At 65.4% G+C, this 23,685-nt stretch carries 26 protein-coding genes, 1 pseudogene and 1 riboswitch; of the genes and pseudogenes, 23 read left to right on the top strand and 4 right to left on the bottom strand.

Features of this window, described 5'->3' with window-relative positions:
* The first annotated feature begins 36 nt into the window (after positions 1 to 36).
* The 11 genes and pseudogenes from WDM24_RS24610 (at position 37) to WDM24_RS24560 (ending at position 12,198) form a co-directional block, all read left to right on the top strand.
* Positions 37 to 381, top strand: a complete 345-nt coding sequence (locus tag WDM24_RS24610; protein WP_338827380.1) for a hypothetical protein — start codon at positions 37 to 39, stop codon at positions 379 to 381.
* Positions 382 to 536: 155 nt separating this feature from the next.
* Complete coding sequence (locus WDM24_RS24605) at positions 537 to 1,694, top strand: thiolase domain-containing protein (protein WP_338827378.1); 1,158 nt, start codon at positions 537 to 539, stop codon at positions 1,692 to 1,694.
* The gene (locus tag WDM24_RS24600) at positions 1,694 to 2,083 is read left to right on the top strand and encodes a Zn-ribbon domain-containing OB-fold protein (protein ID WP_338827377.1); all 390 of its coding nucleotides are present in this window, start codon (positions 1,694 to 1,696) and stop codon (positions 2,081 to 2,083) included. Before WDM24_RS24605 ends, WDM24_RS24600 begins: the two co-directional genes overlap by 1 nt.
* A gap of 207 nt (positions 2,084 to 2,290) precedes the next feature.
* Positions 2,291 to 3,151 carry a MaoC family dehydratase gene (locus tag WDM24_RS24595; RefSeq protein WP_338827375.1) on the top strand — a complete coding sequence of 287 codons (861 nt, stop codon included), beginning with the start codon at positions 2,291 to 2,293 and terminating at the stop codon, positions 3,149 to 3,151.
* Between the two features lie 142 nt (positions 3,152 to 3,293).
* The gene (locus tag WDM24_RS24590; protein ID WP_338827373.1) at positions 3,294 to 4,172 is read left to right on the top strand and encodes an SDR family oxidoreductase; all 879 of its coding nucleotides are present in this window, start codon (positions 3,294 to 3,296) and stop codon (positions 4,170 to 4,172) included.
* Between the two features lie 108 nt (positions 4,173 to 4,280).
* On the top strand, positions 4,281 to 5,237 hold the full coding sequence (locus WDM24_RS24585) for a dihydrodipicolinate synthase family protein (protein WP_338827371.1): 957 nt from the start codon (positions 4,281 to 4,283) through the stop codon (positions 5,235 to 5,237).
* 2 nt (positions 5,238 to 5,239) lie between these two features.
* The gene (locus WDM24_RS24580) at positions 5,240 to 6,040 is read left to right on the top strand and encodes an NUDIX hydrolase (protein ID WP_338827369.1); all 801 of its coding nucleotides are present in this window, start codon (positions 5,240 to 5,242) and stop codon (positions 6,038 to 6,040) included.
* A 274-nt stretch (positions 6,041 to 6,314) separates the two neighbouring features.
* Positions 6,315 to 7,090 (top strand): annotated as a pseudogene (locus WDM24_RS24575) (IS5 family transposase).
* 246 nt (positions 7,091 to 7,336) lie between these two features.
* Complete coding sequence (locus WDM24_RS24570) at positions 7,337 to 8,248, top strand: DMT family transporter (protein ID WP_338827367.1); 912 nt, start codon at positions 7,337 to 7,339, stop codon at positions 8,246 to 8,248.
* Positions 8,249 to 8,387: 139 nt separating this feature from the next.
* Positions 8,388 to 9,359 (top strand): Bug family tripartite tricarboxylate transporter substrate binding protein, encoded by a 972-nt coding sequence (locus WDM24_RS24565; RefSeq protein ID WP_338827365.1) that lies wholly within the window; start codon positions 8,388 to 8,390, stop codon positions 9,357 to 9,359.
* Positions 9,360 to 9,510: 151 nt separating this feature from the next.
* Positions 9,511 to 12,198, top strand: coding sequence for a PAS domain-containing sensor histidine kinase (locus WDM24_RS24560; RefSeq protein ID WP_166297270.1), 2,688 nt, complete (start codon positions 9,511 to 9,513; stop codon positions 12,196 to 12,198).
* 194 nt (positions 12,199 to 12,392) lie between these two features.
* Here the strand turns inward: WDM24_RS24560 and WDM24_RS24555 are convergent, their stop codons facing one another.
* The gene (locus WDM24_RS24555; RefSeq protein ID WP_029081700.1) at positions 12,393 to 12,743 is read right to left on the bottom strand and encodes a GrlR family regulatory protein; all 351 of its coding nucleotides are present in this window, start codon (positions 12,741 to 12,743) and stop codon (positions 12,393 to 12,395) included.
* A 235-nt stretch (positions 12,744 to 12,978) separates the two neighbouring features.
* Between WDM24_RS24555 and WDM24_RS24550 the strand changes: the two genes are divergently transcribed.
* Positions 12,979 to 13,410 (top strand): hypothetical protein, encoded by a 432-nt coding sequence (locus WDM24_RS24550; protein WP_414645623.1) that lies wholly within the window; start codon positions 12,979 to 12,981, stop codon positions 13,408 to 13,410.
* Positions 13,411 to 13,426: 16 nt separating this feature from the next.
* Here the strand turns inward: WDM24_RS24550 and WDM24_RS24545 are convergent, their stop codons facing one another.
* Entirely contained in the window at positions 13,427 to 13,810 is a 384-nt protein-coding gene (locus tag WDM24_RS24545) for a VOC family protein (protein ID WP_166215683.1), read from the bottom strand.
* 195 nt (positions 13,811 to 14,005) lie between these two features.
* On the opposite strand from WDM24_RS24545, the gene WDM24_RS24540 reads away from it, so the two are divergent.
* Complete coding sequence (locus WDM24_RS24540) at positions 14,006 to 14,704, top strand: hypothetical protein (protein ID WP_338827361.1); 699 nt, start codon at positions 14,006 to 14,008, stop codon at positions 14,702 to 14,704.
* 213 nt (positions 14,705 to 14,917) lie between these two features.
* Positions 14,918 to 15,445 carry a hypothetical protein gene (locus tag WDM24_RS24535; protein WP_338827359.1) on the top strand — a complete coding sequence of 176 codons (528 nt, stop codon included), beginning with the start codon at positions 14,918 to 14,920 and terminating at the stop codon, positions 15,443 to 15,445.
* Between the two features lie 117 nt (positions 15,446 to 15,562).
* Here WDM24_RS24535 and WDM24_RS24530 read toward each other — a convergent pair whose 3' ends face one another.
* Positions 15,563 to 15,967: a hypothetical protein gene (locus tag WDM24_RS24530; RefSeq protein WP_338827357.1), complete on the bottom strand. Its 405-nt coding sequence runs from the start codon at positions 15,965 to 15,967 to the stop codon at positions 15,563 to 15,565.
* A gap of 148 nt (positions 15,968 to 16,115) precedes the next feature.
* Positions 16,116 to 17,264 (bottom strand): hypothetical protein, encoded by a 1,149-nt coding sequence (locus WDM24_RS24525; protein ID WP_338827355.1) that lies wholly within the window; start codon positions 17,262 to 17,264, stop codon positions 16,116 to 16,118.
* 189 nt (positions 17,265 to 17,453) lie between these two features.
* Positions 17,454 to 17,533: riboswitch (ZMP/ZTP riboswitch) on the top strand.
* A 15-nt stretch (positions 17,534 to 17,548) separates the two neighbouring features.
* Between WDM24_RS24525 and WDM24_RS24520 the strand changes: the two genes are divergently transcribed.
* From WDM24_RS24520 to WDM24_RS24480, 9 genes are all read left to right on the top strand, one after another.
* Entirely contained in the window at positions 17,549 to 18,412 is an 864-nt protein-coding gene (locus WDM24_RS24520) for a bifunctional 5,10-methylenetetrahydrofolate dehydrogenase/5,10-methenyltetrahydrofolate cyclohydrolase (RefSeq protein WP_338827353.1), read from the top strand.
* A 150-nt stretch (positions 18,413 to 18,562) separates the two neighbouring features.
* Positions 18,563 to 19,015 carry a MaoC/PaaZ C-terminal domain-containing protein gene (locus WDM24_RS24515; protein ID WP_338827351.1) on the top strand — a complete coding sequence of 151 codons (453 nt, stop codon included), beginning with the start codon at positions 18,563 to 18,565 and terminating at the stop codon, positions 19,013 to 19,015.
* Positions 19,016 to 19,142: 127 nt separating this feature from the next.
* Complete coding sequence (locus tag WDM24_RS24510) at positions 19,143 to 19,472, top strand: PadR family transcriptional regulator (protein ID WP_029081693.1); 330 nt, start codon at positions 19,143 to 19,145, stop codon at positions 19,470 to 19,472.
* A complete protein-coding gene (locus tag WDM24_RS24505; RefSeq protein ID WP_338827349.1) occupies positions 19,469 to 20,041 on the top strand; it encodes a DUF1700 domain-containing protein in 573 nt (190 codons plus the stop codon). The genes WDM24_RS24510 and WDM24_RS24505 overlap by 4 nt, the downstream gene beginning before the upstream one ends.
* Before the next feature lie 25 nt (positions 20,042 to 20,066).
* Positions 20,067 to 21,197, top strand: a complete 1,131-nt coding sequence (locus WDM24_RS24500; RefSeq protein ID WP_338827347.1) for a serine hydrolase — start codon at positions 20,067 to 20,069, stop codon at positions 21,195 to 21,197.
* A gap of 40 nt (positions 21,198 to 21,237) precedes the next feature.
* A complete protein-coding gene (locus WDM24_RS24495) occupies positions 21,238 to 21,660 on the top strand; it encodes a zinc-ribbon domain containing protein (protein WP_166297262.1) in 423 nt (140 codons plus the stop codon).
* Between the two features lie 229 nt (positions 21,661 to 21,889).
* Positions 21,890 to 22,183, top strand: a complete 294-nt coding sequence (locus tag WDM24_RS24490) for a hypothetical protein (RefSeq protein WP_338832439.1) — start codon at positions 21,890 to 21,892, stop codon at positions 22,181 to 22,183.
* 146 nt (positions 22,184 to 22,329) lie between these two features.
* Positions 22,330 to 22,701: a hypothetical protein gene (locus WDM24_RS24485; protein WP_166297260.1), complete on the top strand. Its 372-nt coding sequence runs from the start codon at positions 22,330 to 22,332 to the stop codon at positions 22,699 to 22,701.
* A gap of 196 nt (positions 22,702 to 22,897) precedes the next feature.
* The gene (locus WDM24_RS24480) at positions 22,898 to 23,668 is read left to right on the top strand and encodes a hypothetical protein (protein ID WP_338827345.1); all 771 of its coding nucleotides are present in this window, start codon (positions 22,898 to 22,900) and stop codon (positions 23,666 to 23,668) included.
* The last annotated feature ends 17 nt before the right edge of the window (positions 23,669 to 23,685 follow it).

Here is a 23,685-nt window from a genome sequence, read left to right as displayed (position 1 = left end):
CCGCACTCAGGTGCATTGATGGGTAATGACTCGGGCATGGATACGAGCAAGAGAATCGTCACGCAGATGCCGCTCACAGAACTCTGGGACAGCAGCGGCCTGGTGAGTGCGCGTCGCATTGAGCAGATAGGCGAGGCGGAAATTGTTCGGCTTCTGCGCGCTGGTTCGACCATCGTGGTTGCCGACGTAGGCTTTCCGCTGAGGTGGACAGCTACGGATGATCGCTTTGCGTTCTGGAAGGATGAAGTGAAGCATCGTCTGGCGAAACCAAACGTGGATCGCCTTTATCTCGGCGAATATCCAGGCAACTACTGCTATGCCGCATCGATGTGGTCATGCGCGTCGCTTGGGGCAGTGATCGTCCTGGAAAAGCATCATTAGCCTGACGGTATACGCAATGGTGGGTTACGCCTTCGGCTAACCCACCCTACGGTCCTTGATCGCAGTCTCACCTGACGGAATATTTCTGCGCTTGCCAAGGCTGCTACGGCGGTTCAGAAAAACGCTGGAGCCAGGAAACGCCAGCGGAGAGCGATTTGACCATCAAGGGCAAGGCCTACATTGCCGGGATCTACGAACATCCCACCCGGCATGCACCCGATAAATCAACAGCACAGCTTCACGCCGAGGTCGCCAAGGGCGCGATCGAGGATGCCGGGCTCACCAAGGACGACATCGACGGCTATTTCTGCGCCGGCGACGCGCCGGGCGGGCTGTGGCCGATGGTCGATTATCTCGGCCTCAACACCAAGAAGCTGCGTCACGTCGACTCCACCGAGACCGGCGGCTGTTCCTATCTGATCCATCTCGGCCACGCCGCCGAGGCGATCGCCGCCGGCAAGTGCTCGGTCGCGCTGGTCACGCTGGCGGGTAAGCCGCGCACCGGTCCGATGCCGCCGCGCGCCTCCGGCGCCGAGGCCGATTTCGAATCCGCCTACGGGGCTACCACGCACAATGCTTATGGCATGTGTGCCATGCGCCATATGCACGACTACGGCACCACCTCCGAGCAGCTCGCCTGGATCAAGGTCGCGGCCTCGCATCACGCGCAATACAATCCGCATGCGATGCTGAAGGAGGTCGTCACCGTCGAGGACGTGCTGAACTCGCCGATGATATCAGATCCGCTGCACCGGATGGATTGCTGCGTCGTCACCGACGGCGGTGGCGCGATGATCGTCACCACGCCCGAGATCGCGAAAAGCCTGAAGAAGCCGCTGGTGCGGCTGATCGGTCATGGCGAAGCGGCGAAGGGCCCGCGCGGCGGCAAGGATCTCGACCTGACATACTCCGCCGGCGTGTGGTCCGGCCCGCGCGCCTTCGAAGAGGCCGGCGTGACGCAGAAGGACATCAAATACGCCTCGATCTATGACAGCTTCACCATCACCGTGCTGATGCAGCTGGAAGACCTCGGCTTCTGCAAGAAGGGCGAGGGCGGCAAGTTCGTTGCCGACGGCAATCTGATCTCGGGCGTCGGCAAGCTGCCGTTCAACACCGACGGCGGCGGGCTGTGCAGCAACCATCCCGTCAACCGCGGCGGCATGACGAAAATCCTCGAGGCTGTGCGCCAGTTGCGCGGCGAGGCGCATCCGAAGGTGCAGGTGAAGAACTGCGACCTCGCGATCGCCCACGGCACCGGCGGCCTGCTCGGCGTTCGCCACGCCGCCTCAACCTGCATTCTGGAGCGTGCGTGATGTCTGAAGCCAAGAAGTACAATGCCCCGGTGACCAGTCCGGAGACCGCGCCGTTCTGGGAGGCGGCGAAGGCGGGCAAGTTCATGATCAAGCGCTGCACCACCTGCGGCGAAGCGCATTACTTCCCGCGCGCGATCTGCCCGTTCTGCTTCTCCGACAAGACGGTGTGGGAAGAATCGAGCGGCGAGGCGACGGTCTACACCTACAGCCTGATGCGGAAGTCGCCGACCGGTCCGTATGCGATCGCCTATGTGACGCTGAAGGAAGGCCCGTCGCTGCAGACCAACATCGTCGATTGCGATCTGGAGAAGGTGAAGATCGGCCAGAAGGTAAAGGTGGTGTGGAAGCCGACCGACGGCGCCCCGCTGCCGTTCTTCACGCCGGCCTGATTTTACCCTCTCCCCTTGTGGGAGAGGGTGCCTTCGCCGAAGGCGAAGGCGGGTGAGGGGTCTCCCTCCGCGCAAAGGATCTCTCTGCGGCGCGAACCCCTCACCGAAGCGAGTTTGTGACGACTGCCGGTGTAGCCCTCTCCCACAAGGGGAGAGGGCGCATCAATTGGCAGCGCAGCAGGAAAAAGGTTCGGGGAGAAAACAACAATGCCGATCGTGTACGAACAGCTGATGGCCCTGAAGAATCTCGGCCAGAAATACAGCTACAGCGACCGCGAGGTGATGCTGTACGCCTATGGCATCGGGCTCGGCGCCGATCCGATGGACGAGAGGGAGCTCGCCTTCGTCAACGAGGGCGTGCTGACGCCGCGCCCGCTCAAGGTGGTGCCGACATTTGCCTCGGTCGCCGCCTGGGGCGCCGGTCCCGGCGAGATGAATCTGAACCGCGTGATGGTGGTCGACGGCGAGCGCGACATCACCTTCCACAAGCCGTTCGCGACCGCGGCCCACATCACGGCCGACTCGACCGTGCTCGACGTGTTCGACAAGGGCAAGGACAAGGGTGCGGTGATCCGTCACCAGACCGTGCTGAAGGACGAGAAGGGCGACAAGCTCGCAACGCTGGTCGCGTCGCGCTTCGCCCGCGGCGATGGCGGCTTCGGCGGCCCGTCGGACGGCCAGCCCGAACCGCACAAAGTGCCGGAGCGCGCGCCGGACAAGGTCGTCGATATCACCACGCGGCCCGACCAGGCGCTGGTCTACCGGCTCTGCGGCGACCGCAACCCGCTGCACTCCGATCCGGAGTTCGCTAGGAAGGCCGGCTTCCCGCGGCCGATCCTGCACGGCATGTGCACCTACGGCATCACCTGCCGCGGCGTGCTGCAGACCTATGCCGACTACGATCCATCCGCCTTCAAGCAGCACGTGGCGCGGTTTTCCTCGCCGGTGTTTCCCGGCGAGACCGTGACCATGGAGCTGTGGAAGGACGGCAACGTCGTATCGTTCGAAGCCAAGGTGAAATCGCGCGGCGTCACCGTGATCAAGAGCGGCAAGACGGTGCTGGCGTAGCTCTCGTGCCCCGGACGCAGCGCAGCGCGCAAGCGGTGTGATGCGGAGCCGGGGCCCAGTCGCCGGGTGTGGGTCCCGGCTCTGCGAAGCAGCGTTTCACGCTGCATCGCGTCCGGGACACGATAACAAGGGAGAAGAAACGATGGGATTGCTCGACGGCAAGGTGGCGCTGATCACGGGCGCCGGCGGCGGGCTCGGTGAAGCCTACGCAAAACTGTTCGCGCGCGAGGGCGCGGCTGTCGTGGTCAATGATCTCGGCGGTCCGCGCGACGGCTCGGGCTCCGACAAGTCGATGGCCGACAAGGTGGTCGATGCGATCAAGGCCGAGGGCGGCCGCGCGGTCGCCAACGGCGCCGACATCTCGACGCTGGCCGGCGGCCAGTCGGTGTTCGACGACGCCATCAAGCATTTCGGCCGCGCCGACATCCTGGTCAACAACGCCGGCATCCTGCTCGACGAGACCTTCCACAAGGCCAAGGAAGCCAACTGGGACAGGGTGATGAAGGTGCATCTGAAGGGCACCTTCTGCTGCACCCAGCCGGTGTTCAAATGGATGCGCGACAATGGCGGCGGCGTCATCGTCAACACGTCCTCGACCTCGGGCCTGATCGGCAATTTCGGCCAGACCAATTACGGCGCGGCCAAGGGCGGCATCTGGGGCCTCTCCAACGTGCTGGCGATCGAGGGCCGCAAGTACAACATCCGGATCTGGACCCTTGCGCCGGGCGCGCTGACCCGCATGACCGCAGACCTGCCCCGCTACAAGGAGAACCCGGGCGCGGCGCTCGGGCCTGATGGCATCGCGCCGGCCGTGCTGTACATGGTCAGCGACTTGTCGGGTGACCAGACCGGCAAGGTTCTCGGCGTCTCGGGCCCGCGCGGCGTCCGCGAGATGCGGATGATGGAAATGGAGGGCTGGAAGCCGCCATTTACCGGCTGGAAGGCCGAGGACATCGCCACCCACGCCAAGGAGATCTTCTTCTCCGAGGAGCAGATCAAGATGGGCGCGCGGCGGTTTTAGGCTAAAACGTCATTCCGGGATGGTCCGAAGGACCAGACCCGGAATCTCGAGATTCCGGGTTCGCCCTCACGGGCGCCCCGGAATGACGAAAGAGGATAGAGGCAGATAATGACAAAACTCACCGCCCAGGCCGCAGGAACCTTTGCGATCGCGCCGACCCCGTTCCACGACGAGGGCCGTATCGACGAGGCATCGATCGACCGGCTGACCGATTTCTACACCGAGGTCGGCTGCGACGGCGTCACCGTGCTGGGCATTTTGGGCGAGGCGCCGAAGCTCGATGCCGCCGAGGCCGAGCAGGTCGCGCTGCGCTTCGTCAAGCGCGCCAGGAAGCTGCAGGTGATCGTCGGCGTCTCGGCGCCGGGCTTTGCCACGATGCGCTCGCTGGCGAAGAAGTCGATGGATGCGGGCGCCGCCGGCGTCATGATCGCTCCGCCGCCGCATCTGCGCACCGATGACCAGATCATCGGCTACTTCAAGCAGGCCCAGGAGGCGATCGGTGACGATATTCCCTGGGTGCTGCAGGATTATCCGCTGACGCTGACCGTCGTGTTCACGCCGGCGGTGATCCGCAAGATCGTGATGGATTCGCCGTCCTGCGTGATGCTCAAGCACGAGGATTGGCCGGGCCTGGAGAAGATCTCGACCTTGCGCAACTTCCAGAAGGACGGTTCGCTGCGGCCGCTGTCCATTTTGGTGGGCAATGGCGGCCTGTTCCTCGATTTCGAGATGGAGCGCGGCGCCGACGGTGCGATGACCGGCTATGCTTTCCCGGAGTTGCTGATCGACGTCGTCAACCTGTCGAAGGCCGGCAAACGTGATGCCGCGCACGACCTGTTCGACGCGCATCTGCCGCTGATCCGCTACGAGCAGCAGCCCGGCGTCGGGCTGACGGTGCGCAAATACGTGCTGCAGAAGCGCGGCATCATCTCGTCCAGCGCCCAGCGCAAGCCGGGGGCGGTGATCACGCCGCAGGCGAGGGCGGAAGTCGACTATCTGCTCTCCCGCGTGGCGCGGGTCGATCGCCGCGCCAATCTGCAACCGCAATCCAGTGCAGCAGGCTAATCATGACCGAGATCGTTGCTCCGCGCCTTGCCTCGACCGTGCTGTTGCTGCGTGACGGCACGTCAGCGCGCGAAATTGAAATTTTCATGATGGTCCGCCATCACCAGATCGAGTTCAACTCGGGCGCGCTGGTGTTTCCGGGCGGCAGCGTCGACAAGAACGACAAGGAGATCGCGGCCGATCCGGCGCTCTATTCGGGCGGGGAAGGCCTCGACGCCGACGCACTCGGCTTCCGCATCGCGGGGATCCGCGAGACTTTTGAAGAAAGCGGCATCCTGCTGGCGCGGCCGCAGGGCTGGAAGGATCTGGTCGATGCCAGGCGCGCGAGCGAGATCGCGACCGCGCATCGCGCGGCCCTGAACGAAGGCAAGATCACCTTCCACAAGGTGCTGACCGACAACGGCATGGTGTTGGCGCTCGACGCGCTCGTGCCTTACGCGCACTGGATCACGCCGGAGGGCATGCCGAAGCGGTTCGATACCTGGTTCTTCCTCGCCGCCGCACCGCCCGAGCAGCTCGGCGCCCATGACGGTAAGGAATCCACCGACTCGATCTGGGTATCGCCGCGCGAGGCGCTGGAGGGCGGCGAGACCGGCCGCTTCAAGCTGCCGTTCCCGACCACGCGCAACCTGATCAAGCTCGGCAAGCAGCCGAATGTCGGCGCCGCGCTCGCCGACAGCAAGGGCAAGCCGATCGTCGCGGTGATGCCCGTGATGACCAAGACCGCCACCGGCCGCCAGCTCCGCATCCCCAAGGAAGCGGGCTACGACGGCGAGGTGTTCGAGGTCGGCGCGCTGGGGTAGTCCCGTCACCCCCGCGCAAAGGCTTCGCCTTTGTCGCTGGAGGAGCGCGCTCTTGCGCGCGTCTCGAAGGGTCGACGGCCCGGCTGGTGGCCGTCGATCCTTCGAGGCTCGCTCCGCTCGCACCTCAGGATGACGGTTCGGCATCTTCACACTTCGATCTGTAACGAAGTCGCGGCGCAGTACATTTGGTGTCGTCCCGGCCTAGGTGGTGTGGACTCTAAGGATTCCCTTTTAGGAGCAAATCAGATTCAAGGCTGCTTTTGGGGAGGCCGCCTTGGGTGTGATGGACCGTTTGGTATTGAGCGACGCGGCGTGGGAGCGGATAGCGCCGCTGATCATAGGGCGCCCCGATCAGAAGGGCTCCACCGGGCGCGACAACCGGATGTTCGTGGAAGGTGTGCTGTGGATCGTGCGTACGGGGTCTCCCTGGCGCGATCTTCCGGAGGTGTTTGGGGACTGGAACAGCGTGTTCCGGCGCTTCAGTCGATGGAGCATCAAGGGTGTTTGGTGGCGGATCTTCGAGGCGATGTCCGATGATCCGGACTTCGAATATCTGATCGTCGATTCCACCATTGTTCGGGCGCATCAGCACGCCGCCGGCGCCAAAAAGGGGGGTCTGAAGATCAAGCGGAAGATCAAGCGATCGGCCGCTCGCGCGGCGGCCTGAGCACCAAGATACACATGGCCGTTCGAGGCTTGGGATGTCCGGTGCGGTTCACGCTTACCGCAGGTCAGAAGGGCGATGCACCGCAAGCCGCCGCATTGATCGAAGGCTTATCCGCCGAGGTCGTCATGGCCGATACGGCCTATGACGCCGATCACTTGCGCCAGGCCATCGCCGCCAAAGGCGCGCTCGCCGTGATCCCCAACAACCCGTCACGCGCGCTCAAATATCCACTCGACAAGCATTTCTATGCCCAGCGTCATCTCGTCGAATGCTGCTTCTCAAAGCTCAAGCAGTTCCGCCGCGTTGCAACCCGCTTCGAAAAGACCGCCCGAAATTACCTGGCCGTCGTCACTCTCGCAGCCATCGTCTTATGGATGCGATAAGTGTCCACACCACCTAGTGCGCAATTGCGCACGGGAGCCGGGACCCATAGCCACCGATATCCATTGTTGCGCGATGCTGGGGCCACACCTTTTTCCAACAATACAACCCTGTGGTAATGGGTCCCGGCTTTCGCCGGGACGACGATGGGAAAGAGAATCGCTTTCTCCACACTTCGGCCTGTAGCGAAGTATCATTGCTTCCCGCCGACGTAGGCTCCGTCTCAACATCGAGGCGGAATCTGCAACATGACCACCACCACATCGCGACAACCCGGCATGGCCTCCGAACTGGCCCTGCTGCTCGCGCTCGCCACCCTGTGGGGCGGCTCCTACACCTTCATCAAGCTCGGCGTTGCGACCATCCCGCCGATCACGCTGATCGCGGCGCGCACCGCGATCGCGGGGTTGCTGCTGCTCGTCATCATGCGCCTGCGCGGCGTGACGATGCCGACCGACGGCGCGACCTGGCGCCGCTTCATCTTCCAGGCCTGCCTCAACAGTGTCATCCCGTGGACGCTGATCGCCTGGGGCGAGCGCTTCGTCGATGCCGGGCTTGCCACCATCCTCAATTCGGCCTCGCCGATCTTCACCTTCCTGTTCACCGCCGCGATCACCCGCCATGAGGCGGCGAGCCCGCGAAAGCTGTTCGGGGTGATCGCGGGCATGGCCGGCATCTGCCTGATCGTCGGCGTCGATGCGTTCCGCGATCTCGGCGAGGGGATCGTGGCCGAGGTCGCGATCGTCGCTGCCACCATCTGCTACGCCTGCGCTGCGATCTTCAGCCGCGGTTTCAAGGGGCTCGACCCGATGGCGCCGGCGGCGGGCTCGCTGATCGCGGGCGCCGCGATCCTCACGCCGCTCAGCCTCGCCGTCGAGCGGCCGTGGACGCTGTCGCCGTCGCCGAGCTCGCTGCTCGCTCTGCTGGCGCTTGCGGTGTTCTCGACCGCGATCGCCTTCGTGATCTATTTCCGCCTGATCCAGACCCTCGGCTCGGTCGGCACCACGGCGCAGGCCTATCTGCGGGTGCCGATCGGGGTTGCGCTCAGCGTCGCATTTCTGGGCGAGCGGTTGAGCCCGACGGCGTGGATCGGGCTCGCCTGCGTCGTGATCGGCGTCGCCGCGATGACGATTCCGGTGCGAAGGATCGCAACGGCCTGAGGTCATCGCCGCGATGACGATTCCGGCGCGAAAGATCGCCACGGCCTGAAGTTTCGCCAGCCGAAACCGGCGCCTTGCTGCCGCCGGCCAGTCCCTGCATCCTGCCCGCAACGAGATCACAGGGTAGGGAAAAGGGACGATGCTGCGGCGGATCAGCCTCATTGCCGGTGCGTGCCTGGCGTGGCTGGCGATGGCGGATGTGGTGCGCGCGCAGGATTTTCCGAGCCGGCCGATCCGCATCGTGCTTCCCTATGCGCCGGGGAGCGTCGCCGACGTGTTCGCGCGCATCGTCGCGCAGGACATGCAGGAGCAGTGGAAGGGCACGATCGTCGTCGAGGCCAAATCCGGCGCCAACGGCTCGATCGCGGCCGAGGAGGTCGCGCGCGCCGCGCCCGACGGCTATACGTGGCTGTTGGTGACGACCTTCTTCACCGCAAGCCCGGCGCTCAGCACGCAGCTGCGCTGGGACCCGGTGAAAGACTTCGCGCCGGTCGGCCAGATCTGCCTCGCGCCGAACTTCTTCATCGTGCCGGCCTCGCTGCCGGTGAAAACCGTCGCCGACTACGTCGCGCTTGCCAAGGCCAAGCCGGGCACGGTGAACTACAGCCATCCCGGCAAGGGCTCGACCGGCCATCTCGGCTTCGAGCTGTTCAAGCGGCTTGCCGGGATCGACGTCACGCCGATCGGCTATCGCGGCTATCCGCAGATGGTGCCCGACATCGCAAGCGGCCTGATCACCTCGAGCTTCCTGTCGGCCAACCAGGCGCTGGCCCAGGTGCAGTCCGGCAGCATCCGGATCATCGGCGCGATCAGCGACGGCCGCTCGAAGTATTTCCCCGATGTGCCGACCTTGGCCGAGCAGGGCTATGCCGAGGCGCAGGTGACGCCCTGGTTCGGCTTCGTGGTGCCGTCGGCCACGCCGCGGCCGGTGGTCGAACGTATCAGCGCGGCGCTGGAAACGGCGCTGACCTCCGCCGCGGTGCGGCAGAAGCTCGATGTCGCCGGCTGCGACGCCAGGAGCGCGCCGCTTGGGCGCTTCGCCGACATCATCAAGGCGGATGTCGCCCTCTGGGCCAGGGTGGTCAAGGAAGCCGGCATCCCGCCCGACTAGGCCCGGCGTCGCCCTGTGCCGGAATCAGCCACCGGCTGCTATCATCGGGGTGACACAGATCACACCGCCGGCCGGCTCAGCCGCCTAGCATGTTTACCCAAAGCCCGTATTTTCCCGTATATTGGGCGTATTGGACCCCGGCCTTGATGACATGACCGCTGAATTGCCGCCGAATTCGCAAGCGCCGCGTGCGTTCTCCCTCTCAATTGGCCAGCTCACATTCGGCAGCTTCCTGCTGGTGCTGGCTGTGATCATCATCACATCCACGGCCAGCGTCATCGCGATCCGCCACATCGATACGACCTTTGCCGAGCTGCAGCGCCTGCAAAGCGTCGGCGACATCGCGGAGGACATCGACCGGCGCACCAACGAGCTGCGGCTGGCGGCGCGGGACTTCGTCACCGAGCCCGGCAGCCAGTCGCAGTCGGCCCAGGTCGCGCAGGCGGCCCAGTCGCTGAGCGAAATCCTGAAAAAGACCCGGATCGAGCTGGCGCCCGAGCAGCAGGACATGATCGACGGCGTCACCCAGCGGCTCGCGACCTATCGCGGCGGGATCGAGCGCATCTCGGCGCTGCTCAGCCGCCGCGCCGAGATCGTCGCCGGGCTACCGGCGCTGCGCGACGCCTTCGACAAGGCGGTCGACTCGAGCGGCGATGCGGCGCTGGCCAACGCGCTGTCACAGGACCAGAGCCGGATTGCCACCGCGCTCCTGGCGCACAACACTTCCGCCGCCGAGCAGGCCGCGCAAAGCATGCGGGCGATGACCGTCACCGACCCCGCCTTGCGCCGCGCCGTCGACAATTATGCCGAGGCGATCATCGCGGTCTCGGTCCGCGAGGGCCAGATCGCCGACATCGACCGGGAGGTGCTCGGCGCCGAAGGCCGGCTGATTCAGAAGGTGACCGAGCTGTTGCGCGAGCTCTCCAGCCGTCGCGGCCATGTGCTGGCGCGCGATTTTGCGCGGACGCTGGCGGAAGCGAAATGGCAGAGCATCGTGCTCGGCACGGCGGGCGTGCTGATCGGCCTGTTCGCCTCGGTGCTGGTGGTCCGCCGCACCGTCCGCCCGCTCGCCAGGATCGCCGGATCGATCCGCAAGGTCGCGGGCGGCGAGAAGAGCGCGTTCATTCCCGGCGCCGATCTCGACAATGAGATCGGCGACATCGCGCGCGCCGCCGAAGTGTTCCGCCAGACCCTGGTCGACGCCGACAACGCGCGCGAGGCGGCGCTGCGCGCGCTCGCCGAGCAGCGGCTCGCCGAGGAGAGCTACCACAAGCTGTTCGAGGCGTCGGTCGAGGGCATCTACGTCACGACGCCGGGCGGCACGCTGCTCAACGCCAATCCGGCGCTGGCACGGATGATGGGCTATGCCACGCCGCAGGACCTGATCAACGGCATCGACGACATCGCAACCACCGTCTATGTCGATCCGGCGGCGCGGGAGCAGTATCAGAAGCTGATGCAGCGCGACGGCACGGTGCGCGACTACGAATACCAGGTGCGCGCGAGCGACGGCACCATATTGTGGCTGTCGGATTCCGCGACCGTCGTACGCAACGACGAGGGCGAGGTGACCCGCTACGAGGGCACGGTGCGCGACATCACCGACCAGAAGCGCGCCGAAGACGCCATCGCCGAAGGCCGCCGCATGCTGCAGATGGTCATCGACACGGTGCCCGCCGTCATCAACGTCAAGAACAGCGAGCTGCGCTATGTGATGATGAACCGCTACATGGCGGGAATCTTCGGCATCGACCCGCAGGACGCGCTCGGCCAGACCACCGCCGAGCTGATGTCGCGCTACGGCGCGGCCAAGACCGACGAGAACGACAAGCGTGTGCTGTCGGTGCGGCGCGAGCTCGGCTTCTATGAAGAGGAGTACAAGGACTCGGCGGGCAACATGCGGCAATGGCTGGTCAACAAGCTGCCGATCCTGGACTCGCAGGGTGACATCGAGAACATCGTCACTGTCGCGCTCGACATCGGCGATCGCAAGCGCTCCGAGCAGGAGATGCGCAAGGCAAAGGACTCCGCCGAGGCCGCGCTGCGCAATCTGCGCGAGACCCAGAATTCGCTGATCGAGGCCGAGAAGCTCGCAGCGCTCGGCCGTCTGGTGGCCGGCGTCGCCCACGAGGTCAACAATCCCGTCGGCATCAGCCTGACGGTGGCGTCCGCACTGGAGCGCAAGACCGCGATCTTCGCGACCCAGGTCGAGCGCGGCGATTTGCGCCGCTCCAGCCTCAACGATTTCCTCAACACGGCGCGCGACGCGTCCTCGCAGCTCGTCGCCAACCTCAATCGCGCCGCGGAACTGATCCAGTCGTTCAAGCAGGTCGCCGCCGACCGCAACTATTCGGACCAGCGCACCTTCGATCTCGGCGACCTCACCGAGCAGGTGGTGATGAGTCTGCGGCCCGGTCTGCGCAAGCACAATCTGACGCTCAACGTCGATTGCGAGCCGAACCTGATCATGAATTCCTATCCGGGGCCGTACGGCCAGGTGCTGACCAACCTGTTCCTCAACGCGGTCGCGCATGCGTTCCCAGACGGCAAGGCCGGCGAGGTCGAGATCCAGGTGCATGCGTCCGGCGGCGACAATGTCGAGGTGATCTTCGCCGACAATGGTTGCGGCATGAGCCTCGATGTCCGCCGCCGCGCCTTCGATCCGTTCTTCACGACGCGGCGCGACCAGGGCGGCACCGGCCTCGGCCTCCACATCGTCTACAGCATCGTCACCACACGGCTCGGCGGACGGCTCTCGCTCGACTCCGCGCCGGGCAACGGCACGCGCATCCAGATGATCCTGCCGCGCGTCGCGCCGCTGGAGCAGGCCGCGGAGTAGGTGGGACTCGCGGTGGCCGGAACGTCATTCGCTTTTGCTCCGTCATCCTGAGGTGCGAGCGGAGCGAGCCTCGAAGGATGCACGGCCCCGCTGGTGGCCGTCGATCCTTCGAGACGCGCGCAAGAGCGCGCTCCTCAGGATGGCGGGTCCAACAAGCGCTCAAACACGACTAGTCGAACGCAATCTCGTCGCGCCTAGTTGATATCCGCGAGCTTGTGCAGCGTGGCGCTGAAGATCAGGCTGGCCTTGCCGACCAGTGCGGTGCCGCTCATGGTGCCGCGGGTGTCGGTGAAGGTGCCGGAGACACCGATGCCGACCGGCGCGGGCCCGCCGAACAGCGGGTTGTCGGTGTCGCGCGGCGTGGTGTGGCGTTGCACAAGGACCTCGCCCTTGAAGGCGTCACCTTTCACCGTGTAGCTGCCGGTGTAATATAGGTAGGCGTCGCCGCCCAGAATCTGGCCGTCGCGGAAGAGAATGACGCCGCTGCCCTTGCCGACGCGACCGTCCAGCAGGGTGACGTGAATTGAATAGAGCCCGTTCTTCATGACGTCCCGTTTGCTGGCCGCCGCGCCCACGGCAAGCCAGTTGGTTTTTTATGCCAAAGCGAGCAACCTCGTGCAATGCGGCAGGTTGATTCCCGGGTCTCCCCCGTTCGGGTAACCCTCGGTTCCTGCCAGGCAGTGTGACGGCGCGATGACAGCGGACCGTGCGCGCGAATCAAAGTGGCCCGCGAAATGCATAGCTCTGGTTGCACTGGCCGGTGAGTGCTGGAGCGAACACATGACAGACTGGATTGAGTCCGGCGGCCGTTTGGCGCGCCCTCGCAGTGCCAATGGAACTTCGGCCCGTCGTGCGGGCCTCATGATGGTGGTCCTCGGGTTGACGATGTCGGTGTTGGTGGCCGCCGTGCAAATCGCGCAGGCGCGCGATCCCGACGGCCGCTACGCCAATTCGCCGCTCAAGGAATGGTTCGACCGTCTGCGCAGCGGCAAGGGGCCGTGCTGCTCGGATGCCGACGGCAGCGCGGTCAGCGATGTCGATTGGGAATCCAAGGACGGGCACTATCGCGTGCGGCTCGATGGTACATGGATCGACGTCCCCGACGAGGCCGTGGTCACCGAGCCCAACCGGGTCGGCCGCGCCATGGTCTGGCCGATCAAGAGCTACATGGGCGTGACGATCCGCTGTTTCATGCCGGGCAGCATGACGTAGCGAAGCGGTTCGTCGCTCACACGTATTTCTTGTCGCGCTCGAGCAGTTCGATCGAGATGCCCTGCGGACCGCGGATGAAGCAGATCCGCACGCCGGGGCGGATCGTGGTCGGCTCCTTGGTGAACTCGACACCCTTGGCCTTGATCTCTGCCGCGACCGCGTCGATGTCCTTCACGGTCAGTCCGAAATGATCGAGCCCCTGATAGGGCGTCACCGGCGCGGCGTTGACGCCGTCGCCTTGCGTCACCTCGGCGATGAACACCTTGGCGCCGCCGAGCTGGACGTCGATCCGGCCGGGGCCGCGGATGATCTCGCCGCCGAGAATGTCGCGCAGCCAGGTTGCGGTGGCCTCGGGATCGGGGCTGCGCAGATGGACGTGGTCCCAGGTGACGACAGGCATTGCGATCTCCTTGTTGTTCTTGCGCCGCTGGAGGGCACGGCACGCGCTCTCGCGCGCGAACGTAGCGAGCGGCCCGCCGTGACGCCATCCCTCCGTCACCGCAGTCGCAAGATTGTCGTCCCGGAATGAAACCATTCCGGCCGTCAGCGATTGTTTCTCGCGTGGCCGCTCGACCTGCGGCCGTCCGGAAGCCGCTTGGCGCGATGCCTGCGTGGCTTCCTCGGTGTGCGCGGCGGCTCGATCGGGCGTCCAGGGGGTGAGGGCACCACGATGCAGATCGGCTTGTCGTTTCAAAGGACTGCCGCCGGACGTCTCGGTCAGGGCGGCTTCTATGCCAGCCTGCTGCTGTCGGTCATCGCCATTGCCGGGATCGCCGCGTGGTTCATGCTCCCCGAGCCGAGCGATGCCGGGGACCAGGAGCTGTGGCCGATCTCGCCCGCCGTCATCCGCACTGCGCAGTACACATCGACCGAGGCCGAGCCCGCTCAGCCCGCAAAGGCCGCCCCAACCGCGCCGGCAGATGAGCCGGCCACAGTCGGCATGGCGACCGCCCCGCAGGCGATGGAGGCGGCGAAGCCGTCCGAGTCCGGCGCCGAACGGTCACCGCTGGAGAAGCTGCGGATCGCCTCGCAATCATGGCGGCGCGGCGGGCTGGGCTCGAAGGCGCTGGTGACCCTGACGCTGCGCAACGCCAATGATTTCGCGGTCAAGGACATCGAGATCGCCTGCGCCTTCATCCGCCGCGACGGCAGCCCCCTGACCGAGCGCAAGCGGCTGATATCAGACACCATTGCCATGAAAAGCCGCAAGACCTACTCGCGGATGCTGATCGGGTTCGTCAACGTTAACGCAAGCAAGGCGAAATGCTCTGTCGTGACCGCCAGCCGTGTTTAATCCCCATTCCCGAAAAAGTGACCGGGAATTGACTTGCCGGGTGAACCGTAACGGCCAGGCAGGAACTAACTAATAAGCCGACCGTCAGAGAACGACCCGGGAGCGCGATGGCGTCTGTCCGGGTGATCATGCGCAGACGATGAGTTCGTTGCGCGATGACTGATGTCGTCGCGTCGAGATGAACCGCGCCCGAGGCGCGGGGGGAGCTTCCAAATGCCTGTGGCGCGTTATTTCCTGTACATGGGTGGTGTGCTGCTTGCGCTGCTCTTCGTCGTCAACCTCGTGGTGCCGCAAGAGGCCGTCGTCACCAGCCAGGGCCTGTCGTCGCCCGGCGTCGACAAGACCATGGTGCGCATCAAGTCGACCCAGAAATTGCCGGAGCGGGTGGTGTACGACACCAGTGTGCCGGCCATCGTTCCGCCGCAGGTGAATGTGGTGGCCGCTGCAGCCCCGCCGGCTGACCGCGATGCGTCGGCGCAGTCCCGCGTCCGCAATACGTTCGCCCAGTTCATTCCGCCGGAGAAGGCTGACGCGGGCAAGGGGCCGGTCGTGGCCGAAGCCAAGCCGGCCGAGCAGCCGGCGCAGGCCCAGCCGCAGGCACCGAAAAAGCGCAAGGTCGCGCGGTACCACCCCCATCCCCAGCAGCCGATGCGGCTGGCGCAGCCCGGGATGTACCAGCCCTACCGTATCGCGCAGCAGCAGCCGCGCATGGGCTTCTTTGGCGGCTTCGGGACCTGGTAAGCGGGATCTCCGTAGCCCACATCGATACGCCGCCGCGAATGCTCGCGGCGGCATTTTCATGTCCGCGATATCAGGCCGGTCGCCGGGCGCCGATTGCGCAGGTGGCGCGCTACGCGGTTACCGCGGCAGGCGCGGAATCTTGTCGGCAAAACCGTTGTAGCAGGTCAGCCGCTCGTCCTCTTCCTTAACAAAGCGGCATTCATTGACGCCCTTGGCAGGCGCCGCCTTCGGCTTGGGCTGCGGCTTGAAGACCTCGTCGTAGCAGAGCAGCCGCTCCTTGGTGGCGTCGTCGATGTCGCCGCAGGCCTGGAGCTTCTGCGCGACCGATTGCGGCTTGCCCGGCGCGGGCGGCTTCTCGCCCTTCTTGGCCGCCGGCTTCTTGCCGACCTGGACCAGCGGCTTGTCGCCGATCATGGGCTGGGCGGCCGCCGCCGGCTTGTCGGCCGCGGCAGGTGGGGTGGTGCCTTGGGCAAGCGCGGCAGCCGGATACAGGAGCGCCAGCGCGAGAATGATCTGTCTCATGTCGAAATGTCCGAAATGGCGTGATGACCGAAGGAGGGCGCCAGGGTCGGAAAGGCCGTGGCGTGGAACCGTGACTAACGCAAATTTTGGCTAAATCCTATCCCGGACTTGGCCTTTGGGGGTATCAATCCACCGGCTCAGGCGGTGCCTATTTCGGCATGGCCTGCGCGACCAGGAACAGCGCGGCGGCACGTATTTTCGGGGCGTGGATCTGGCCGACAATCTGCAGCGCTCCAGCCACGTCGCCGGCCCTCGCGGTCGCTGCGGCAAGGCTACGCAGCGCGGTCTGCTGAGGCGGCGTTTCGGCCGGATCCGTCAGCAGCGACAGCGTCGTGCGGGCATCATCGGGCCAGCCGTTCGTGGCCTGCCAACTGGCGATGCTGGCGAGCATCATGTCCTTGTCGGTCACCGGCGTCAGCGATTTGGCGATGTCGAGGGCAAGCAAAAATTGCTTGGTCTCCAGCAGTGGAACGATGACCTGCGTATAGCCGACAAGGCGCTGGAGCTCGAATTGCGCGTCGGCAGTCTCCGCCTGCATCTGTTGCAGCGCCTGCTTGACCGGCTCGCCGTCGCCGCGCAGCGCCATCACTTTGATGATGGAGAAGCGAAGCGGGATTTCTCCGCCGCGTACCCTCAATTTGTCCAGGGCGGTGCGCAGATTCTTCTCGGCCTGGTCATAGAACTCCTTCGCGGATTTCGTATCGCCGCGCTTGGCGTAGGCACGCCCCAGGGCGACCTGCATGTCGGCCAGTTGCGATTCCGTGATGAAGCGCTGCTCCATCATCAGTGCACGGGCTTTCTCGATCTTGCCGACGTCTGCCAGCTCCTTCACCGCCTCGATCGCGATGACGCTGCGCGTGCCGTAGATGTTTTTTGGGTCGGGCGGCGGTTGCAGCCGATCGGCCAACGCCAGCGCCGTATCGAGATCGTCGGCCTTGACGAGGCTGCGCGCGAGCTCGGCGATTCCGATGAGCTGCGTCGACCCGCCGAAGGTGCCGACCAGATCAAGCGCCTGCTGTTTCTGGTTGGCGGCAACCAGTCCCTTGATGGCAATCAGGGCGTAGCTCGTCACGTTGGCGTTTTGCGCGGATTGCGACAGCTGTTGTGCCTCGGCGATGTCGGCGGCGGTGGCGTACTCGATATGAAGCAGCACGCTGGCCTGGATCAACACGTCCAGCCGCTCCTTGCCGGCGAGCGGCCTGCCGTTGCTGCTGAACGCCTCTTCGAGAACGCAGGCGCGCGTCGGCTTGCTCCGGCACGTCGCCCAGTCCGCATGGACCGGCAACGCGCCGCTCATTGCACACGCCAGTGACGCAAGCGCCGTCAACCAAAAGCGATGCCTGAAAACAGTCATTGTGCCCTCAATCTAGGCGTGCAGTCCGCCATGCTCGATAAGTTCCACACCTTGCAGAAGACCGCAAGTTGTCGCGCACGCTGCGCTTGCGCGGTCTGCCATTGCCTTTGGCAGGCCGGGCGGCTATGACCACGCCATCTGCGCGACTGGCGCTTGGATGGACCACCATCGGGGAGCGCAGAGACTGAACGCCGCGCGCCTGGGCACCGCTTCGAAACGGAGGTCCCATGACGGCGAATATTCTCGATGGGCATGCACATGCCCAGATTGTCATCGATCAGGTTGCAAGCGAACTGGACCGGCTGCCTCGCGCACCGGGGCTGGCGGTCGTGCTGGTTGGCTGTGACCCGGCGAGCCAGATCTACGTGCAGAGCAAGGTCAGGATGGCCGAACGGCTCGGCCTGCGTGGCGAGGTCGAACGCCTGCCTGATGACGCCAGCGAGGCCGATCTGCTGGCCAGGATCGAAGCGCTCAACGCGCGTGACGATATCGACGGAATCCTCGTCCAGCTGCCGCTGCCGACCCATGTCGACGCCTTGCGCGTGATGGCGGCGGTCGATCCCGCCAAGGATGTCGACGGCCTGCATGCCCTGAACGCAGGCCGGCTGTTTCACGGCGACGATGCGCTGGTGCCATGCACGCCGCTCGGCTGTCTCCGCCTGATCAAATCGATCCGGCCTGATCTCACCGGCGCGCATGCCGTGGTGATCGGCAGCTCCAACATCGTCGGCAAGCCGATGGCCGCGCTGCTGCTGCAGGAGCAGGCGACCGTGACGCAGACCCACATCCACACCCGCGGCATCAGCCAGATCTGCCGACAGGCCGATATCCTGGTCAGTGCGGTGGGGAAGGCTGGCCTCGTGCGCGGCGACTGGATCAAGCCGCAGGCCATCGTCATCGACGTCGGCACCACGCGCGTCGAGAAGCCGGACGGCGGCTACACGGTGTGCGGCGATGTCTCCTTCGACGAGGCGGTGCAAATCGCCGGTGCGATCACGCCGGTGCCGCGCGGCGTCGGCCCGATGACGATCGCCTGCCTGATGGAGAACACCCTGAAGGCCGCCAAGGCGAGGGCGGCACGGCTGCAATAGCGCGGCATATGCGCCGCGTTGCGCGAGCGGCCGATACCGCTCGCGTCACGTCTTCGCATCCGGCGTCGCGTGCGCGAAGTTCATGACGTCAGAGGTCATGGAATGCCCGCAGCGATCGTCTATCGTTGTGCCGGAAAGCGGAGGTGCGCGATGCTGTATGCGGAAGATCTCACCCAAGGGCAGACGTTTGAGCTCGGCAGCTATACGATCGGCGAGGCCGAGATCCTGGCGTTCGCCGGCAAGTATGACCCCGTGCCGATCCACACCGATCCCACTGCGGCTGCGGCGGGTCCGTTCGGCGGCTTGATCGCAAGCGGCTTCAACACCATTGCGATCTATCAGCGCCTCGTCGTCGAGGCGATCTGGGGCAAGGTGGCGGGCATAGTCGGGCGGAGCCTGGAGATTCGATTGCCCAGTCCGGTCCGCCCTGGAGCCACGCTGACCGGCCAGTCGCAGATCCAGAGGATCACCATCAGGCCGGAGCGGCGCGACGCCGTCGTGATCTTCAGGACGGAGCTGGTCAACGACGAGCAGCGTCCCGTCCTCGTCGTCGTGCTCGATGCGCTGATTCACATGCGGCCGGCCGCGAAGGAGCGGGCGTAGCGTCCGAATTGATCGCTGATCGGGGGCCGTAGCCGTGATCATCGGGCCTGAAGCATGTTGCTCTGACAGGTACCTTGCATTGCATGGTACCTTGTTATATATAGCTCCCAACACCCGCAGGAGTTCGATGGCGGAATCGACGATCCAGGTTCAGCTCAAGAAGGGAGCGCTCGAGATGTGCGTGCTGGCGCTGCTGGCCCGTGGCGAAAGCTATGCCTATGAGATCGCGAGCACGCTCGCTTCACGCATCGGCATGGGCGAGGGCACGATCTACCCCCTGATGCGCCGCATGCAGGATGACGGGCTGGTCGATACGCGCCTCGTCGAGTCGAGCAGCGGTCCGCCGCGGAAATATTACCGGCTGACGCCGGCGGGACGCGCGGCACTCACCGCCCAGAAGCGCGAATGGCAGGCGTTCACGGACGCGGTCGATCAGCTGCTCGGAGAGCGCAAATGAACCGGACGGCCTTCCTGCGACGTCTCTCCGACGGATTGGCCGGCCTTCCGGCGCGCGAGGCCGAGGACATCCTCGACGATTACAGCGCCTATTTCGACGAGGGCCTTGCGGCGGGACGCAGCGAAGAGGACGTCGCGGCCGCGCTCGGCGATCCCTCGCGGCTGGCGCGTGAGTTGCGCGCCGAGACCGGCCTGCGGCGCTGGGAGGATGACCACAGCCTGCGCAATTCGGCTTCAGCGCTGCTGGCGCTCGGCGGGCTTGCCGCGGTCGACATTTTCTTCCTGCTGCCGCTGCTGTTCGCGGCGCTGCTCACCGTGCTGGTCCTCGGCCTTGTGATGTTCGTGCTTGGTATCGTAGGGATCGGGCTCTTGGTCAGCGTCTTCAAGCTCGCCGCCGTCGCGTCGATCGCCAAGCTGGTGATGCGCGCGGTGGCGGGCATCGGCCTGATCTCCGCCAGCGCCGGAATTGCGATGCTGCTGCTGTTCGCCGTCAACGCGGCAGTCGGCAAGCTCGGCAGCTATGCGCGCCTGCATTACCGATTGCTCAAACCCGAACAGCACGCCGGCTGACGATGCCGGCATCAGGAGGATGGTGATGAAGCACATGCTGCAAAGTCTCAATCCAACGACCAAGCTCGATCGCCGCAGCATTCTGGCCGGGCTTGGCGCGAGCCTGATCGCGCCGCGGGTCGCGTCAGCGCAACCGACGGCCGAGGAGATCGCCCGTCGCCTGACGCAGGCCGAGAGCGCCGGCAGGATCAGCGGCCTGCATGCGCTGCTGGTAAGCCGGGGCGGCAGGCTGGTGTTCGAGCACTACGGCAGGGGTGACGATGAGGCCGAAGGCCGCGGGCCGCTCGCCAACGTCGTGTTCGGCCCTGACGTGCCACACGACCTGCGTTCGGTCTCGAAGAGCGTGATCGGTCTTGCCTATGGCATTGCGCTTGCCGCCGGCAAGGTGCCGCCGCCGGAGGCGAAGCTGTACGACCAGTTTCCGCAATATGCCGATCTCGCGCGCGAGGCGGGCCGCGACCGCATCGCCATCCATCACGTGCTGTCGATGACGCTCGGGCTCGAATGGGACGAGCTCACCGTTCCCTATGGCGACGACCTGCGCAACTCGGAGATCGCGATGGAGGCGGCGCCCGATCGCTTCCGCTTCATCCTGGAGCGGCCGATTGTTGCCGAGTCCGGCACCAAATGGACCTATTGCGGCGGCGCGACCGCGATCCTGGGGCGCCTGATCTCGAACGGCACTGGCGAGGACTTGCTCGCCTATTGCCGCCGCGTCCTGTTCGATCCGTTGGGATTTGGCCCTGTGGACTGGGCGAAGGGAGTGGGCGACGGCCAGTATCGCGCGGCCTCGGGCCTGCGCCTGTTGCCGCGCGACCTCCTGAAGATCGGCGAACTCGTGCGCGCAGGCGGCGCGTGGGGCGGCCGGCAGATCGTGCCGCGCGACTGGCTGACGCGCGTGCTGGCGCCGGCGGTCGTGATGGAGAATGGCGGCCGCTACGGCTACCAATGGTATCTCGGCGCGTCCTTCGCTGCAGTATTGCCGCATCCCGAACGCTGGGCCGCCGGCATCGGCTGGGGCGGTCAGCGCCTCTATGTATTCCCCGCACTCGACCTTGTCGTCGCGCAATACTGCGGCAATTATGACAAGCCGGCGGCCGAACAGCGGCGCATCAATGATGCCATCATCGATGAGGTGGTGCTGCCCGGCATTTAGGCCGGCACTGCGCCGCAAGGCATTGGCTTGGACGGTGGCCGTGAAGAGCAGCAAGCAGAAGCGCGGGGAGATCGACGCCAAGCAGCGCAAGGCAGAGGAATGGCGCCGCTTGCAGGCGCAACGCGCCGCCGAGCAGCGCCGTCTCCGCGAATACAAGATTGCGCTGGCGCGCGGCGAAGTTCCGGTGGTGACGAGCGAGCTGGCGCCGTCGAACAGCTATTCGATCCCAGATTTCGTCGAGCGCGGTACCTATCGACCGGAGCCGTTCGTCTGCAAGGACTGCGGCGTTGCCGAGGTGTGGACTCCGTTGCAGCAGAAATGGTGGTACGAGACCGCCAAGGGCGACGTGTTCACCACGGCCGTGCGCTGCCGGGCCTGCCGCACCAGGGAGCGCGCACGCAAGACCGCCGCGCGCCGCGTGCATCTCGAAGGGCTCGCGAGGAAGAAGTCTCCCGCCTCGTAAGGGGCACGCTGCGCGCGGACAAGTTGCAACTCTCGCATCGATGGACATGGAACCAGCACGCCCGCGGTCAATGCGTCGCGCGCGCGGAACGTTTCGTTGCCTGATCGGTTCGAGACTTCGAAGCCCCCGAACGAGGGGCGTGAGCGGGGAGGAAGCCAGCCAAGGAAACTACCAAGGAAGCCAGCCAGGGAAACCGGTCAAGGCCGGAACCAACAAGAAGGAGCAGCGGATGAAGCTTAGTGCCACGCAAGTCAAGCAGACCATGACGCAACTGAATGCCCAGGTGCTGCCGGATGATCATCCGGCGGTGGCGCAACTGAACAGCGTTTTCGGCGAGCACACATTCTTCGTCGATACCAGCGGACTCAAGGTGCTCGAGCCGGCGCAGACCTCCGACATGCCGGGGCAGACGGGCGAGGTCGTGAGTCTCGCCGAGTGGAGCGATCCGGAGCTGACGTCGCTTCGGCCTCACGAGCCCGAGCCGACCGGCGTGCTCATCACGCTCGAACCCAGCAAGCATTGAGCGCCGCAGCGCGCGGCACGGCGATCGGGCCTCTTGATGGTGACAGTCACCAACGTCACTGCAAGAGGTGCCGAAAGTCACATGGCAAATCAGCGCCGCCTGCGTATGCATCTGCGTGAGGTGGGTATCCAGGCGGTGAGGGGCAGATGGGGATCGTGCGGCGCTGGAGCTCGGACGAGGACGAGAAGCTCCGTGAGCTCGCCGGGGCCGGCAAGAATGCTCTCGAGATCAGCAACGAACTAACCCGCAGCGCGTCGGCGGTGCGCCGGCGCGCCGAGGTCCTGTCGGTTCTCATCATCGCCAAGGCGTTTCGCGCCCGCCCGTCTCATGTCGCCACCCATCTCGAGCGGGTCGCGATCGACGCGATCAAACATCGCCGGCCGTTTCCCGCGGGCGTCGGCCCGAGCACGCTAGCCGGAATGATCGACAAGGGCTGGATTATCCCGGAGGTGGGGCGGAGATATCGCGTCACCGACGCCGGCGTGGAGGCGGTGCGGCGCAAGATCCCGAGCAGTTGAAGGCGCTGCGTGGCTGCGCGCCCGGCGCGACCCGGATGTGGGTTGGCGGGTTTCCCGTAGATGCACGGGACGCCAGGCGGAATATTTGCGCCGAGCACAAGATTTTGCGCCCGAGACGGACGCGCTCGCCGTTCAACCATCGGGGGCGCATCAGCTGCGGTCTCCTCTTGCCCTTCCGTCCGAGTTGATGGTGCCGATGCTCAACGTCCCGCAGGCTCAAGCCGACCGATATCAGCGTTTTGCCGATCTCTCCGATTCCGTCGGTGAGGCAGTCGATGCGATCGCCGGACTGAGCGCAGCAGAGCGTACCGACGTGGCATTCCTCGAGCGGGAGTTCATCCCCGCGCTCGGCCTCAACGACGAGCTGCTGCGCGAACAGCCGCCGGAATTGTCGGCGAGCTTCGGCAAGGGCCTGCACCTCTGGCAGTATCCGAGCCAGCTCGCGCCGTATCTGGCCTGGCTCGCACGCAATGCGTCCGGCGTCTCATCGTATATGGAGATCGGCTGCCGATGGGGCGGCATGTTCATCCTGGTTGCGGAGTGGCTCCGGAACAGCGGCGCCGACCTCAAGACCGTGATCGCGCTCGATCCGATCGATCCGACGCCGTTCATCACGACCTATTTCGAGCTGCTTCGCGAGCGCGCGGAGATCGAGCCGGTCTATCTACAGGCCTTCTCCACCGCGCCGGTCGTCAGCGCCTATGTCGATCGGGTGAAGCCGGACTTCGTCTTTATCGACGGTGATCACAGCCTGCGCGGTGCGATGCTCGACCATCTGCTGGTCCGCGCCCATGCCAGGATCATCGTGCATCACGACGTCCACTCCCAGGCCTGTCCGGATACGACGCTGCTCTGGACGGCGCTCAAGGAGTTCGAGGCACCGATCTTCGATACGTTCGAATTCACCAGCCAATATCCGTCCGTCGGCGGTTCATTCCTCGGCATCGGCGCGATGAAGCGCCGCTGATCGGGAAGAGCGTTGGG

It is taken from the genome of Bradyrhizobium sp. 27S5, from assembly GCF_037217225.1.
GTDB classification, from domain to species: Bacteria; Pseudomonadota; Alphaproteobacteria; order Rhizobiales; family Xanthobacteraceae; genus Bradyrhizobium; species Bradyrhizobium septentrionale.
Note: the sequence above shows the minus strand (reverse complement) of the source record. Positions and strands in the feature narration are given on the sequence as shown.